This window comes from Rhodococcus sp. IEGM 1241 (assembly GCF_033142365.1).
Taxonomy (GTDB): Bacteria; Actinomycetota; Actinomycetes; order Mycobacteriales; family Mycobacteriaceae; genus Rhodococcus_F; species Rhodococcus_F erythropolis.
On record NZ_JAWLSE010000008.1, the window covers coordinates 1 to 15,014 of the forward strand.

Below are 15,014 nucleotides of genomic sequence, written 5' to 3' on the forward strand. Positions count from 1 at the left end.
CCAGCAGGCCGACGACCATGGCCACGCCGATCCAGACCGCCAGATAGCGGTCGAGGGTGGAGAGTTTTCCGACGACTTCGGGGTGTTCGGTACTGGACGGGGCGCTCATACGGCGGTCTCCTGTGGGACGTCGGCGGCAGTGGATGATGCTTCCACGAGCAGAACGGCGGAAAGTTGTTGCAGGGCTGCGGGTATCACCCAGTAGTACACCCAGGTCCCGCGACGTTCGCAGTCGAGGAGTCCGGCCTGGCGCAACACCTTGAGGTGATGCGAAATCGTCGGCTGGGACAAGTCGAAGGTGTCGGAGATGTCGCAGACGCAGGCTTCACCGCCCTCGTGGCTGGCCACCAGGCTCAGCAGTCGCAGCCGGACGGGATCGCCGAGCGCTTTGAACATCCGGGCCAGATCACCAGCCCAGTCTTCGGTCAACGGTTCACGGTTGAGTGGCGAACAACAGGCGCCGGTCTCCGCCACATCTTGATTCGACATACATCAATATTGACATCGATCAAATCAGTTCGCAACATGGGGCACGCCTCTGGTTCTGCAGCACGGGAAGGCCCCTTCCCTGGACGCGGATTTCTCGATGGCCGCGCATACGGCACTCAGATCGGCGGGTGAGGGCATCCGCCGTGCGACAGCCGTGATGGCCACTTGGATGTCGATGGCCTCGGTGGCCGGCTCCCCGTCGAGCGCGATCACGATCTCACTGATCTGCGCAGGTGAGAGCCGTTGATCCATCAGAGCCAGTAGCGGGCTGTGACCGTATCTCGGTGCGTCCTGCGGGTAGCCGCTGCGAAGCCAGTGCACAAAAGCGGTGACCACTGCCGGAATGAACATGAGAGACCTTCTTCGCAAGGAATTCATCGACGAGCATCAGTGCTGGGCGGCGATGTCGATCTCGTCGAGCAATGTGAGTACTCGCCGTTCGATCTCGTCACGGATCGGGCGGATCGCGTCGACTCCGAGACCTGCGGGGTCGGGAAGGACCCATTCTTCGTAGCGGCGTCCGGGGAAGATCGGGCATGCATCTCCGCAGCCCATCGTGATGACGACGTCGGCTGCGCGGACCACTTCGTCAGTCCATGGCTTGGGGTATTCACCGCTGATGTCGATGCCACGTTCGGCCATTGCTTCGATGGCTGCTTCGTTGACGCTGGTGCCGGGTTCGGATCCGCCGGACCATGCGACGGCACGTTCCCCGGCGAGTTTTTCGAAGAATCCCATGGCCATCTGGGAGCGTCCGGCGTTGTGCGTGCACAAGAACAACACGGTGGGTTTGCCGTCGTTGGAGAGTCCTTCGACCTTGGCCAGGGCGCGTAGTCGCTGCCGGGCGAAGCGTTCGGCCAGGAGAGGGAGGTAGTTGACGACGGAGGCGCGGCCGGCGAACTGGTCGTAGGACGAATGCAGGAACCGCTCGATGGTTTCGGTGTTGAAGACGTCGGTGAATTCCGTGGCCAGGTGTGCGGCGGCGCTTTTGAGGGCTAACCGTTGATCGATGGTCAGGTCGTCGCGGTGATGTGTTGTGGTGCTGAGGTTGTCGGTCATGAGAGTTCTCCGTTCGGGAGGCAATGGGGGGCGAGTCGAGCGACTCGGTGGTCGATGTCGTCGAAGGCTCGGTCGAACGCTGCGGCACTGCCGGTGCGGGCAGGGTCCGGAATCGACCAGTGAAGAGAGTTCGGGTTTTCGCGCATTTCTTCGTGGGCGTTGTCGCACACGGCGATGACCATGTCCCCGGGTGCGAGGACATCGGCGACATCGGCCGGGCGCGTGGCGTCGAGAGGTAGGTCGTGGCGGCGGGCGGCGGCGAGGGCGCCGCTGTGAATTCGGGGAGCGGGGTGGGTGCCGGCCGATGCTGCCGGGATGTGGGATTGCTTGTTCCACAACGCCGCGGCCAGTTGCGAGCGCGCGGAATTGTGGGTGCACACGAACACGATCCGCGTCGCGGTCAAGGGCGACGAGGTAGGAACGAGCACCTCCAGCGCGGTGGGCTGGAGTCGTAGGTAGGTACGGCGCTTGTCACCTTCGGATCTCGATCGGTGCACGAGACCAGCGCGTTCGAGGACCCCGAGGTGGTGGGCGAGCAGGTTCGAGGAGATGGAGAGTCGGCGTTGCAGTTCCGAGGGCGATGCGTCGCCGAGGACGAGCATGTCGACGATCGACAACCGTGCCGGATCGGCCAGGGCGCCATAGAGAGCGGCGCGTTGTTCGAGCGAGAACTTTTGCTCAATAGTCATTGAGTCAATACTCACTGAGTTAATTTGGGATTGTCAAGCAATACCTGCCGGTAGCCGGGCTGTTCATTCAACTTTCGCCCATGGATTCATGTTCCGTTCATTTTCGCAGCGATATCCGTTCATCCCCGGCCTCTAGGTTCATCACCCGAGCGGCAATCAGCGCTGCTCAGTGTCACTCGATCTCGGTGGCCGCGCGCCGCGCGAGCAACCCCGATACTTCGAAGGAACTACGTGAAGCTCAAGCGATCTGGCGCCGCCCTCAGTGTGCTGGCGGCCAGCACCCTCCTGCTTTCAGCGTGCGGCAGCGACAACAACACCGGCGCGACGGGTTCGACCGGATCTACGGGCGCGGGCTCGACCTCGAATGTCGAGTGCGGCGGCAAGTCGGCACTCAAGGGCAGTGGTTCTACCGCCCAGGCCAACGCCATGACGCGTTTCGTGAATGCGTTCGAGCAGGCGTGCAGCGGGCAGACTCTCAACTACACGTCCAACGGCTCCGGCGCCGGTGTGAGTGAGTTCATCGGAAACCAGACCGACATCGGTGGTTCCGATTCGCCGCTCAGCAAGGACAAGGGCGAGTACGACCGTGCGAAGGAACGCTGCGCCAGCGACGCCTGGAACCTTCCCGTCGTGTTCGGTCCGCTCGCGGTGACCTACAACGTCAAGGGTGTCGACGATCTCGTCCTCGACGGCCCCACCGCTGCCAAGATCTTCAACGGTGCGATCACCACCTGGGACGATCCGGCGATCAAGGCTCTCAACGAGGGCGCTTCGCTGCCGTCGGAGAAGATCAACGTGATCTACCGCAACGACGAGTCGGGCACCACCGACAACTTCCAGAAGTACCTCGACGCAGCCTCGGACGGCGCCTGGGGCAAGGGCGCGGGTAAGTCGTTCGTCGGTGGCGTCGGTGAGGGCGCCAAGGGCAACGAGGGCACCTCCGCCGCCATCAAGAGCACCGAAGGCGCGATCACCTACAACGAGTGGTCCTTCGCCAAGGCTCAGGACCTGCAGACCGCCAAGATCGTGACCTCCGCCGGTCCCGAACCGGTCGAGATCACCACCGAGACCGTCGGCAAGACCATCGCCGGCGCCACCATCAAGGGTGAGGGCAACGACCTCGTGCTCGACACGTCCACCTTCTACAAGCCCGCCGAGACCGGCGCGTACCCGATCGTGCTGGCTACCTACGAGATCGTGTGCTCGAAGTACCCCGACGCCGAGGTCGGCACCGCTGTCCGCGCGTTCCTGCAGTCCACGATCGGCGCCGGCCAGAACGGTCTCGAGGAAAACGGGTACATCCCGCTCCCGAGCGCGTTCCAGCAGAAGCTGACCACCGCAGTCAACGCGATCTCCTGATTGCCTGATCAGCGATGGCTCTGCACCCCGACGACGTAACCCGCTCCCCGGAGACGCCCACTGCGGCGGCTCCGGGGGCGGGCGGAAAGATACCCGGCATGCCTGATCACAGCGGCAAGACTTCCCCGACCATTCCCTCGTCTCTTTCGACCGGAAAACACCAGTTCGGTGACAAGTTCTTCCGGTGGCTGGCCACCGGTGCCGGTGCCACGATCGTCGTCTCCATCGGCCTGATCGCCATCTTCCTGCTCATTCGCGCCATCCCGTCGCTGCAGGCGAACAACGCGAACTTCTTCACCAGCACCGAATTCGTCACCAGCGATGCATCGAATCTGCGTTTCGGTATCCGTGACCTACTGACGGTCACCGTGCTCAGTTCGGTGTTCGCTCTGGCGATTGCGGTGCCGATCGCACTGGGTATCGCTGTGTTCTTGACGCAGTACGCGCCAGCGCGTCTCTCCCACGCTTTCGGCTCGATCGTCGATCTCCTCGCCGCAGTGCCCTCGATCGTGTTCGGTCTCTGGGGAATTTTCATCCTCGCCCCCAAGCTCAGCCCGGTCGCGGAGTTCCTCAACGACAACCTCGGCTGGTTCTTCCTCTTCAGCGAAGGCAACGTCTCCTTGACCGGCGGCGGAACCATCTTCACCGCAGGAATTGTTCTCGCGGTGATGATCTTGCCGATCATCACCTCCGTCACCCGTGAGGTCTTCCGCCAGACACCGCGCTCGCAGATCGAAGCGGCACAGGCCCTCGGCGCCACCAAATGGGAAGTCGTGCGTATGACCGTGCTGCCTTTCGGGCGCAGCGGCATCATCGCCGCGTCGATGCTCGGTCTGGGTCGCGCTCTCGGTGAAACCGTGGCCGTGCTGATCATCTTGCGTTCGGCTGCCAATGCCTCGACCTGGTCGCTCTTCGACGGCGGTTACACCTTCGCCTCGAAGATCGCCTCTGCAGCGGCAGAGTTCAGTGCTCCCCTTCCGACCGGCGCGTACATCGCCGCTGGTTTCGTCCTCTTCGCATTGACCTTCGTCGTCAACGCACTCGCTCGCATGGTCGCGAAAGGCAAGGTCAACGGATGAGCGCCGATCTCCTCGATGCGCCGGCCAAGGCGCCGACGTTCCAAAGCATCAGCACCAGCCGCAAAGCCAAGAACGGTATCGCCACCGTACTGTTCTACGCTGCCTTCGGTATCGCGCTGATTCCTCTGGTGTGGGTGCTGTTCACCGTCATCGAAAAGGGATGGCGCGCCATCACCTCCTCCGGTTGGTGGACGAATTCTCTGCAGGGTGTGCTTCCGGAACAGTTCGCCGGCGGCATCTACCACGCGCTGTACGGCACCTTGATCCAAGCAGCGATCGCAGCGCTCATCTCCGTCCCGCTCGGCATCATGGCCGCGATCTACCTGGTCGAATACGGGCGCGGAGCCTTCGCTCGCACAGTGACCTTCATGGTCGACGTTCTCGCAGGTGTGCCCTCGATCGTTGCGGCGTTGTTCGTTTTCAGCCTGTGGATCGCCACCCTCGGATTCGAACAGAGCGCTTTTGCCGTCTCGCTGGCGCTGGTGCTGCTGATGCTGCCGGTCGTCGTACGCAACACCGAGGAAATGCTCAAGCTCGTCCCGGACGAGCTTCGGGAAGCCTCCTACGCACTGGGCGTCCCGAAGTGGAAGACGATCATGCGCATCGTCATCCCGACCGCGATGCCGGGCATCATCAGCGGAGTCTTGCTCTCCATCGCCCGAGTCATGGGTGAAACAGCTCCGGTCCTCGTGCTCGTCGGCTACTCCCGCTCGATCAATTTCGACGTCTTCGAAGGCAACATGGCCTCGCTCCCGCTGCTGATCTACACCGAGCTGATCAACCCGCAGCCTGCAGGCCAGCTCCGAGTGTGGGGCGCAGCCCTGACGCTGATCATCGTCATGGCACTCCTCAACCTTCTTGCGGCGCTCGCGACCCGCTTCCTCACCAACAAGCGCTAGAAACGGACAGGAACACCAGACATGGCCAAGCGCCTCGACATCAAAGATCTCAACATCTACTACGGCAAGTTTCACGCTGTCGCCGATGTGGGCCTGTCCGTCCCGCCCCGGAGCGTGACCGCGTTCATCGGTCCGTCCGGCTGCGGAAAGTCGACGGTCCTGCGCACTCTCAACCGCATGCACGAAGTAATTCCCGGTGCGCGCGTCGAGGGTTCGGTCCTGCTCGACGGCGAGGACATCTACGATTCCAGCGTCGATTCGGTAGGCGTTCGCAAGACCATCGGCATGGTCTTCCAGCGACCCAACCCCTTCCCGACCATGTCCATCAAGGACAACGTCGTCGCCGGCCTGAAACTGAGCGGTGAACGCAACAGGAAAAAGCTCGACGAGGTGGCCGAGCGTTCGCTGCGCGGCGCCAACCTGTGGAACGAGGTCAAGGATCGCCTCGACAAGCCCGGTGGTGGCCTCTCAGGCGGTCAGCAGCAGCGTCTGTGCATCGCGCGTGCCATCGCCGTCTCGCCCGACGTCCTGCTCATGGACGAGCCGTGCTCCGCGCTCGACCCGATCTCGACTCTCGCGATCGAGGACCTGATGACCGAGCTGAAGAAGGACTTCACCATCGTCATCGTCACGCACAACATGCAGCAGGCTGCGCGTGTGAGTGACCAGACGGCTTTCTTCAACCTCGAGGCAACCGGCAAGCCCGGTCGACTCGTCGAGATCGACGACACCGAGAAGATCTTCTCGAACCCGACACAAAAAGCCACCGAGGACTACATCTCCGGTCGCTTCGGCTGAGCGACACTGTGGCTGTGCGGGCAGTCGACCTCCTCCTCACCGGCTACTTCAGGTGAGACAATGGGTACGTTCTGAAATAGGGGGTCGACAGTTGACTATCGAATTGCGTCAGCCGGACCGGGAGGTCGCTGCGGGAGCGCATTACGGCTACTCCTTGGCCGATTCGCATACGCGTCTGCTTCTGGCGGAGCCGGACCCAGCCACCGCTGCGCAGTTCATGGCGGCCGCCGACCACATGGGGATTCGCACCGACTGGTGCCGTGACGGTGCCGAGACTCTACTGGCGGTGGGTGCAGAGGTGCCGACCGTCCTGATCTTGGCTGCTCACACCGACAACGTCGACGCCGCCCGAGTGGTGGCCACGATTCGAAGCCGGTCCGATGTTCCGATCCTGGTCGGTGCAGCCAAGTCGGGCGACGAGCGCATCGTGCGCGAAGTCCTCGCCGCGGGCGCGTCGGCGGTCGTTGCCCGCCCGTACGACATCACCACCATTGCTCCGTTCGCCGGCATCACCGCGCTCTCCCTCGCCGAAGACAGTGTCGTCACCGCCGGACCGATCCGGGTCAACCCCAGTGGCTACGAGACCCGCGTCGGAAACCGCGAAGTGCAGTTGACGCAGCGGGAGTTCGAACTGCTCGTCTACTTGATCAAACGCCGCGGCCACGTCGCCAGCCAAAGCGAGATCAGCCTCGCAGTCTGGGGTCACAGCGCCGAAACGAACACCGTCGCGGTGCACGTGAAGCGGCTACGTGAAAAACTCGGCTCGGACACCCAGCACGGACAGTTCATTCGCACCATCCGCGGCGCCGGCTACCGCCTCGCTCCTTCCTTGTGTGCATGAACCCATCAGCTCCCTGCGGTAGCAGAACCCGGAAGAACTCCCAGGTCGTGTGATGGGCGCACCCACCGACGACTGGGAATCAGGATTCCGAGCACTGACGAAGTTCGTCGAACTCAAAGGTCATGCCGGCCCGGCAGGTCGAGTCCATGCGTTCGGAATCGATCTCGGCGGCTGGGTGGCACGTCGACGGATCGCATACTGGGACGGCACACTCTCCGCCGGTGAAGCCGACCTCCTCGAAAACCTACCCGGCTGGACCTGGGGGAAACCGCGACGCAAAAGTTGGCGAGCAGCACTGTCCGCATTATCGGACGAGCTCGCCGCGCGCCCCGACACGGACCTGTCGTCGACTCTCGTGATCGATGGTATCGATCTGGTCGCATGGGCGAACGCCCAGCGCACAGCCCACCAGAATGGCGAGCTCACCGACACCCAGATTCTCATGCTCGAAGCCCTACCCGCCTGGATGTGGGACAACGACACCGTTCGTTGGGAAACCGGGCGCTCTGCACTCGAGATGTACCTCCGAGAGCACGATGGTGCCGATGTCCCTCGCTCAGCGCGCGCCAACAGCTTCGACGTGGGCAAATGGGTGTTCCGCTGCCGAGAAGAGCATCGCGCCGGCACCCTGCCCCCGGATCGTATCGCCGAACTGAACAAGCTCCCAGGGTGGCGATGGGGCCGCGAGAGCGACGCGTGGATACAGGGGATCTCGGCCCTTAAGGCCTACACCGCCATCCACGGAACAGCCTCCCCCCGACAATCAGAGATCCTCGACGGGTTCTCCCTCGGACAGTGGGTCCACCACCGGCGCCGCGACTACAAAACCGGCACCCTGGCGATCGAGAAAATCGCCGCCCTCGAAGCGCTGCCCGGCTGGGACTGGGATCCTTTCCAAACACAATGGGAGAGAGGGTTTTCCGTATTGACTCAGTTCGTCGCGAACTCCGGTCATGCTCGACCATCCAAGAGCGCGGTCACCGGAACTTATCCCCTCGGCGAATGGGTCAGCACCCAACGAAAACACCACCACCGAGGAATTCTGTCCGACGCCCGCTCCGCACGACTCGAACAACTTCCAGGTTGGCGCTGGATCGACGACAAACAGCACGAGTAAACCCGGCAAGTGAACCGTCGCAAGACAACCCCACTCATGCTCGCCAGCAACCTTGGATCACAGCGATGCAGGTTTCGCAGAGGATTCCTGCTTTCCAAGGCAAGGCGAAGTGCACATGGCTCCCTGGGAACGAAAGTTCCGGAAACGCTCAATGGTGACCTCGGCCCCCGAGTGGCGGCGCCTGTCAATTCCCGCACCCGGAGAATCCGCCGAATCGATGTTCCCGACAGATCCCGACACCACTACTTCTGCACCGGACTGATCAACACACCGGCAACACCGCTACAACCGCTTCGCTCACCTCATCACATTGCTGAGCGCCGAACCTGCTGAAACAGGGGGGTGCACCCGCAATCGATTTCACGATTCAGCAACACCGTCCTGAGGCTCAGATTCCAGGATCCAGCACACACCGACATCGTCGGTTTCCGGCGGAATCCCACTTTCCGCTCGACCCAGCAGCGCAACAAGGTTTGTTTCGAGGGTGGCAAGTTCGCGGATCTTGCCACGAACCTGGGAGAGATGCTCCGAGAGCATCTCCACGACCTGCTCACAAGGAGCCGCCCCGCGGTCATGGGTGGTGAGGATCTGGCGGATCTCTCGCAAGGTGAGACCTGCAGACTGGGCGCTGCGGACGAACCGCAAACGCGAAAGAGATTCCGGACCGAAATCCCGGTAGCCGTTGGACTTTCGGACCGGGACGGGAATCACCCCACTGTCCTCGTAGAAACGCAGCGTCTTCGGGGCAACGCCACTCCGAGCGGCCAGTTCACCAATTTTCACGAGATCCTTGACCTTCCATCGCACTGGAATGTCCATTATGGATGACGTTCGGGAACCGCAGGTGACTCGGACCGCTCGTCGTCGCGCTGACGGCGAACGCTCAGAAGGAGGTGTGAAATGAACCCACTGGAGATGTTGTGCGACTGGCTGTGTCGAGCGATGGGTCCTTGCTGTCCCCCCATGTGATGCCGTGGCGAGCAACTCGGAATCTACCGATGTCACTTCGCCGTTCCTGGTGAGGTACGTCGGCCGGCCACCGTTCGGCTGGCGTACCGCATTCACTTCCAAGTCCGGTGCATCACCCTTCCTCGAATCGCCCTACATTGCTATCATCGTTTTATGACGATGAATAACGAGTCGGGATGCCTCGCTGCAACCGGCAGCGGGTCCAGTCTGGATGCGGCAGTGGCACTGTTCCACAGTCTCTCGGATGGCACCCGGTTGTCGATCGTGCGCCGTCTCGCCGAAGGAGAAGCGCGGGTTGCGGATTTGATCGGTGAACTCGGCCTCGCCCAGTCGACGGTGTCCGCACATGTCGCATGCCTACGTGATTGCGGTCTGGTCGACGGCAGACCAGAAGGTCGGCAGGTGTTCTACTCGCTGGCCCGACCGGAGTTGATGGACCTACTCGCCTCGGCGGAGACGCTGCTTGCCGCGACAGGGAACGCGGTTGCCCTGTGCCCGAATTACGGCACCGACACCGGAGATAGCCGTGAGTGACGCGTGCGGCTGCGGCCACGACGAACCCCGCGCCGAGGGCGAGGAAGAACACGAGATCGAAAAGTGGTGGCAGGTTACCGAGATCCGGGCGGCCGCAGCAGCGGGCGTGCTGCTGATCGCGGCCCTGACAGTCCGGCTGGCCGGCGGGCCTGATGCTCTCGGGATCGGCTTCGAAGCGGGCGCGCTGATCATTGCCGGCTACACCTTCGTCCCGTCCACTCTCACACGCCTGGCCAAGGGCAAGATCGGCGTCGGCACCCTGATGACGATCGCGGCCGTCGGCGCGGTACTGCTCGGCGAGGTCGGCGAAGCAGCCATGCTCGCATTCTTGTTCGCGATCAGCGAGGGACTCGAAGAGTATGCCGTCACCCGCACTCGCCGTGGCCTGCGCGCCCTGCTGTCCCTGGTCCCGGACACCGCGACAGTGCTCCGCGGCGGCCGGGAGGAAACCGTCCCGCCCTCGGAGCTCGAGCTCGGTGAGGTCATGATCGTCAAGCCCGGGGAACGGATCGCCACCGACGGCATCATTCGCAGCGGGCGCACCGCCCTGGATACCTCCGCGATCACCGGAGAGTCGATGCCCGTCGAAGCCGGTCCCGGCGACGAGGTGTTCGCCGGGTCGATCAACGGCACCGGCGTCCTCGAAGTCGAGGTCACCGCAGATGCGCAGGACAATTCGCTGGCCAAGATCGTGCGGATCGTCGAGGCCGAGCAGTCCCGCAAGGGCGAGGCGCAACGCCTCGCCGACAAGATCGCCAAGCCGCTGGTTCCGGGCGTGATGATCGTCGCCGCGGCTATCGCCGCGGTCGGTAGCATGCTCGGTGATCCGCTGGTGTGGATCGAACGAGCCCTGGTGGTACTGGTCGCCGCGTCGCCGTGCGCGCTGGCCATCGCGATCCCCGTCACCGTTGTCGCCGCAATCGGCGCAGCATCCAAGCTCGGCGTCCTGGTCAAGGGCGGCGCTGCCCTCGAAGCGCTCGGCCGGATCCGCACCGTCGCGTTGGACAAGACCGGCACCCTTACCCGCAACCAACCCGCCGTGATCGACGTCGCGACCGCGAACGGCGCCGACCGCGGGGACGTTCTCGCGGTGGCCGCAGCGTTGGAAGCGCGTAGCGAGCACCCTCTCGCTCGCGCGATTCTCGCCGCCGTCGAGGACTATGTGCCTGCCGACGACGTGGACGCGGTCACAGGGGCGGGCTTGACCGGCTACATCGACGGCATACCTGTGCGCCTCGGTCGACCGGGCTGGATCGACCCGGGTCCGCTGGCAGGGGATATCGAGCGGATGCAGCATGCCGGCGCCACTGCGGTGCTGATCGAGCGCGCCGGAACGGTCATCGGGGCGGTCGCCGTCCGTGACGAGCTCCGACCGGAAGCACGTGAGGTGGTTGCCGGGCTACGACGCGGCGGGTACACCGTCGCGATGCTCACCGGCGACAACGAACGCACCGCCCAAGCGCTGGCCGCCGACGTCGGCATCGACGACGTGCACGCCGACCTGCGCCCGGAGGACAAGGCACGGATCGTGGAAACCTTGCGTGCGCGCCGCCCGACGGCAATGGTCGGGGACGGTGTCAACGACGCCCCCGCCCTGGCCACCGCCGACTTGGGCATTGCCATGGGCGCGATGGGATCCGACGTGGCCATCGAGACCGCCGATGTTGCTCTGATGGGCGAAGACCTGCGGCACCTGCCGCAGGCGTTGGCGCACGCGCGCCGCTCCCGGACCATCATGCTGCAGAACGTCGGACTGTCGCTGGCGATCATCACCGTCCTGATGCCGTTGGCCTTGTTCGGGGTCCTCGGCCTGGCCGCCGTGGTCCTGGTGCACGAGGTCGCTGAGATCGTGGTCATCGCCAACGGTGTCCGGGCCGGCCGCGCGCAAGCCTTCCCCACCGGATCGGTACCCGCACCGGCGGGGAAGGTCGAGGCCCGCACGTGAGCGAATTAGCGGCTCGATCAATCCGCACAGGTAGCACGCGGCGGGTGATTCTCGTGGTCGTCGGTCTCGCTCTCATCGCGATCGCACTGTCGGCCGAACCCGTTGCGCGCCGTACCCTTTCCGGTGCACGCACCGTCGATATGGGATTGCTGCAACTGAAGTTGGCGTACAACAGCGGTGTCGCGTTCAGCATCGGCCAACAGCTTCCGGCCTGGATCATCCTCGCGGTCACCGCCGCCATCACTCTCGGCGTCGGAATTTACGCCTGGCGCACCGTCCCCACCGCTTCACTGGTGGGGACGGTGGGTTGGTCGGCGATCCTCGCCGGAGCTGCCGCCAACGTGATCGATCGTGCCGTCGACGGAAAGGTCACCGACTATTTCCACACCGGCTGGTGGCCCACCTTCAACCTCGCCGACACCTACATCACCTGCGGCGTCGTGCTGCTCGTCGCATCACTGATCTTTGAGTCCACCCACGACCCGGCCGATCCCCCGCCCGCACAGGAGAGTTCGAAATGACAGCAATACCCGAGATCAGGCCGCGCCGCGGCAGCCGCCGGATGCGAGGATGATCGGCACCATCGCCGCGGCGGTAGCGATGTTCGCCGGCACCAACATCGACGACATCGTCGTACTGACCGTCCTGTTCGTCGCCTCCGCCAGTCAAGGACGGCCGCGGGCATGGCAGATCGTTGCCGGCCAGTACCTCGGCCTGATCACCCTCGTCGCGATCAGTGTGGTCGCCGCCCTCGGGTTGGTGATCGTGCCCGAGGACTGGGTTGGACTACTCGGATTACTTCCCCTGTCGCTAGGAATCTGGGGACTGATCCAGGGCTTACGCAGCGACGGAGACGGTGAACCCGTAGTGGTCGCGGCCGGGACGATCAGCGTCGCCGCCATCACCATCGCCAACGGCGCCGACAACATCGCCGTCTACACCCCGGTCTTCCGCACTCTCGGTGCGCCCCAGACCATCGTTACCATCGCCGTGTTCCTGATCTGTGTCGGACTCTGGTGCGCCGCCGGCAGAATGCTCGGCACCCACAAGAAGGTCATCGACACCCTCGAGCGCGTCGAGCACTGGCTCGTGCCCACAGTCTTCATCGGGCTGGGCGTCATCATCCTGCTCGAATCCGGTGTGATCGGCCGCCTGATCGCCGCCGCGGCATGACCGACACTGCTGGCACGGTGGCACCTTGATCCGTCCCGGCTCCTCGCGGTCGCCGGGGCACGCGGATGTCTGCGACTCCGCGCACCGCATCCCGGCCGGAACCGTGCATGGCGCGTCACAACGGTCCGGCCACCGAAGCAAAGGCGAGCGGAAGATCCAGTGCGAATTGGCAGAACGACAAACTCGGACGGCGCCCGAATGATCGTTGGACCAGCGGTGGCCGCCTTCTCGGACGTCGGCACGGGCAGGGGTTGGGCTTCCTGCCCTCTGTCGGAATTATCCGATGGCCGTTTGCTGAAATCGGGGAGATCAGACCCGTGAACCACTCGCATCGTGCGGCTTGCGCAGCGGCGGCGCATTCGTCAGGCGGGCGATGTGTGGAGGCCGAGCTGCACGGCATGCTCGTAGTCATCGTCGATGAGGACCACTGTGCGGTGTTCGCGGTCGAGAAGTGAAGCGGCGATCGATGCGCGGTAACCGGATGCGCAGTGCACCCACACTTCGGCCGCGGAAACTTCCTCGAGTCGGTGTGGTAGCTCGTGGAGGGGGATGTTCACGGCACCAGGAAGGTGGCTGTCCGCGTACTCGGACTGTTGACGCGCATCGAGGACGCTTATCTCACGTTCGCCGGTGGCCGCCGCGAGTCCGGCGAAGTCGGATACATCGTAGGAGCGGACCTTTCCGTCGCCGACGAGCGAGTGAATCTCACCGACGGCGGATCCGGAGGGACTGTCGATGCCGATCCGAGCCAGCTCGCGGGTCGCCTCGGCGATCTGGTCGGTTGTTTCACCGATCAGCGTCAACGGCACGCCCCACTGATAAAGCCATCCGAGATAGGTGACGAAGCTGGTCGACAGTTCGAACCCGAGAGAGCCATCGACGTGGCCGGCGGCGAAAGCGGTGCGTGCTCGTAGGTCAACGACCCATTGCCCGGCGTCGATGCGGCGACGTAGTTCGTCTGGATCGACGGGCTCGGGCATGGACAGGTCGATCGGGGCCGGCCCTTTGGTGTTGATGACGCCCATATGGGCGTAGTACGCGGGATATGCAGACAGGCCCGCGATCAGCTCGTCGACATAGGTGTGTTCGTCCTGAGTCAGTGCGGGGTTGGACTGCTGCTGTTCACCGATGGTGGATGAGTCCCCGCTGGTCGGAGTTGCGGCACAGAAGCTACCGAACCCATGTGTGGGGTAGACCTCCACCTCAGCGGCCAGTTCGGCCGCGATACGGCGGACCGAATGGTACTGCGCGTGGGTCAGTTCATCAGTGTGCTCGGAGCCGAGCAGGTCAGTGCGCCCGGTGGACCCGTAGAGCATGGAGCCGCCGGTGAAGATTGCGATCGGCTCGCCGCGCCGGTGCAGAACGTAACTGACGTGGTGATGAGTATGCCCTGGGGTGTGCATGACCTCGAACGTCGTCGATCCCGCGTCGACGACATCGCCGTCGACGACTGCTCGGCGCTCGTATTCGACCGGATCGCCGTCCGGGACGACGTATTCGGCACCCGTGGCGCGCGCAAGTTCCAGGCCGCCAGTGACGTAGTCGTTGTGGATGTGAGTTTCCAGCACGTGGGTGATGACAGCGTTCTTTTCTGCTGCCAGCGCCCGGACGCGGTCGATGTCGCGTTGTGGATCGATCACCACGGCGATACCGTCGTGGCTGATCAGATAGCTGCGGTCGCCGAGGCTGGAAGTTTCAATGATGGCGATGTCCGGGTCGGTCGTGCTCATGGGGAGCTCCTACATGTTGTCGGTCGGCCTCGTTCCTGATGTGAAGCGGGCGTTCAGGCCAGCGCCAGGAAGAGCTTTTCCAGTTCTGCTTCGGTCATGGGTTCTTTGTTGTCTGCCGCTTCGCCTGTCATGCACTCTCGGAGACCGGTAGCGACGATCTTGAAGCCAGCTTTGTCGAGGGCCCTGGAAACAGCGGCGAGCTGGGTGACAACGTCTTTGCAATCGCGTCCGTTCTCGATCATGCCGATCACTCCCGAGAGTTGGCCGTGTGCGCGGCGGAGGCGGTTGAGGACCAATGCGATGCTGTCTTCGTCGCCGATCATGGGGTCTCCT

General features: G+C 63.7%; 17 protein-coding genes. 10 read left to right on the forward strand and 7 right to left on the reverse strand.

Going from position 1 to position 15,014, the window contains the following annotated elements:
* Positions 1-105: 105 nt before the first annotated feature.
* From R4P70_RS27450 to R4P70_RS27465, 4 genes are read right to left on the reverse strand one after another with little or no spacing between them, the layout of a single operon-like run.
* Positions 106-489: an ArsR/SmtB family transcription factor gene (locus R4P70_RS27450; protein ID WP_037131620.1), complete on the reverse strand. Its 384-nt coding sequence runs from the start codon at positions 487-489 to the stop codon at positions 106-108.
* A 24-nt stretch (positions 490-513) separates the two neighbouring features.
* A complete protein-coding gene (locus R4P70_RS27455) occupies positions 514-840 on the reverse strand; it encodes a DUF3349 domain-containing protein (RefSeq protein ID WP_003944646.1) in 327 nt (108 codons plus the stop codon).
* Positions 841-876: 36 nt separating this feature from the next.
* Positions 877-1,548, reverse strand: coding sequence for an arsenate reductase ArsC (locus R4P70_RS27460; RefSeq protein WP_011331629.1), 672 nt, complete (start codon positions 1,546-1,548; stop codon positions 877-879).
* Positions 1,545-2,237, reverse strand: coding sequence for a helix-turn-helix domain-containing protein (locus tag R4P70_RS27465; protein WP_003944613.1), 693 nt, complete (start codon positions 2,235-2,237; stop codon positions 1,545-1,547). The genes R4P70_RS27460 and R4P70_RS27465 overlap by 4 nt, the downstream gene beginning before the upstream one ends.
* 231 nt (positions 2,238-2,468) lie before the next feature.
* Here R4P70_RS27465 and pstS point away from each other — a divergent pair, with 231 nt between their 5' ends.
* From pstS to R4P70_RS27495, 6 genes are all read left to right on the forward strand, one after another.
* Complete coding sequence (pstS, locus tag R4P70_RS27470; RefSeq protein WP_003944624.1) at positions 2,469-3,596, forward strand: phosphate ABC transporter substrate-binding protein PstS; 1,128 nt, start codon at positions 2,469-2,471, stop codon at positions 3,594-3,596.
* 98 nt (positions 3,597-3,694) lie between these two features.
* A complete protein-coding gene (pstC, locus tag R4P70_RS27475; protein ID WP_003944593.1) occupies positions 3,695-4,675 on the forward strand; it encodes a phosphate ABC transporter permease subunit PstC in 981 nt (326 codons plus the stop codon).
* The gene (pstA, locus tag R4P70_RS27480) at positions 4,672-5,574 is read left to right on the forward strand and encodes a phosphate ABC transporter permease PstA (RefSeq protein WP_003944617.1); all 903 of its coding nucleotides are present in this window, start codon (positions 4,672-4,674) and stop codon (positions 5,572-5,574) included. The genes pstC and pstA overlap by 4 nt, the downstream gene beginning before the upstream one ends.
* Before the next feature lie 21 nt (positions 5,575-5,595).
* Positions 5,596-6,372, forward strand: a complete 777-nt coding sequence (gene pstB / locus R4P70_RS27485) for a phosphate ABC transporter ATP-binding protein PstB (RefSeq protein WP_003944636.1) — start codon at positions 5,596-5,598, stop codon at positions 6,370-6,372.
* 91 nt (positions 6,373-6,463) lie between these two features.
* The gene (locus R4P70_RS27490) at positions 6,464-7,213 is read left to right on the forward strand and encodes a winged-helix domain-containing protein (RefSeq protein ID WP_003944618.1); all 750 of its coding nucleotides are present in this window, start codon (positions 6,464-6,466) and stop codon (positions 7,211-7,213) included.
* 52 nt (positions 7,214-7,265) lie between these two features.
* The gene (locus tag R4P70_RS27495; RefSeq protein WP_011331631.1) at positions 7,266-8,330 is read left to right on the forward strand and encodes a helicase associated domain-containing protein; all 1,065 of its coding nucleotides are present in this window, start codon (positions 7,266-7,268) and stop codon (positions 8,328-8,330) included.
* 360 nt (positions 8,331-8,690) lie between these two features.
* Here R4P70_RS27495 and R4P70_RS27500 read toward each other — a convergent pair whose 3' ends face one another.
* A complete protein-coding gene (locus tag R4P70_RS27500; protein WP_011331632.1) occupies positions 8,691-9,113 on the reverse strand; it encodes a heavy metal-responsive transcriptional regulator in 423 nt (140 codons plus the stop codon).
* Positions 9,114-9,452: 339 nt separating this feature from the next.
* Between R4P70_RS27500 and R4P70_RS27505 the strand changes: the two genes are divergently transcribed.
* From R4P70_RS27505 to R4P70_RS27520, 4 genes are read left to right on the forward strand one after another with little or no spacing between them, the layout of a single operon-like run.
* On the forward strand, positions 9,453-9,833 hold the full coding sequence (locus R4P70_RS27505) for an ArsR/SmtB family transcription factor (protein ID WP_003944657.1): 381 nt from the start codon (positions 9,453-9,455) through the stop codon (positions 9,831-9,833).
* On the forward strand, positions 9,826-11,778 hold the full coding sequence (locus tag R4P70_RS27510; RefSeq protein WP_003944623.1) for a heavy metal translocating P-type ATPase: 1,953 nt from the start codon (positions 9,826-9,828) through the stop codon (positions 11,776-11,778). Before R4P70_RS27505 ends, R4P70_RS27510 begins: the two co-directional genes overlap by 8 nt.
* On the forward strand, positions 11,775-12,299 hold the full coding sequence (gene lspA, locus R4P70_RS27515) for a signal peptidase II (protein ID WP_011133466.1): 525 nt from the start codon (positions 11,775-11,777) through the stop codon (positions 12,297-12,299). Before R4P70_RS27510 ends, lspA begins: the two co-directional genes overlap by 4 nt.
* 49 nt (positions 12,300-12,348) lie before the next feature.
* Entirely contained in the window at positions 12,349-12,951 is a 603-nt protein-coding gene (locus R4P70_RS27520) for a cadmium resistance transporter (protein ID WP_003944587.1), read from the forward strand.
* Between the two features lie 362 nt (positions 12,952-13,313).
* Here R4P70_RS27520 and R4P70_RS27525 read toward each other — a convergent pair whose 3' ends face one another.
* Together R4P70_RS27525 and R4P70_RS27530 are read right to left on the reverse strand one after the other, a co-directional pair.
* Complete coding sequence (locus tag R4P70_RS27525; protein ID WP_003944677.1) at positions 13,314-14,681, reverse strand: MBL fold metallo-hydrolase; 1,368 nt, start codon at positions 14,679-14,681, stop codon at positions 13,314-13,316.
* A gap of 53 nt (positions 14,682-14,734) precedes the next feature.
* The gene (locus R4P70_RS27530) at positions 14,735-15,004 is read right to left on the reverse strand and encodes a metal-sensitive transcriptional regulator (protein ID WP_003944639.1); all 270 of its coding nucleotides are present in this window, start codon (positions 15,002-15,004) and stop codon (positions 14,735-14,737) included.
* Positions 15,005-15,014: the final 10 nt, after the last annotated feature.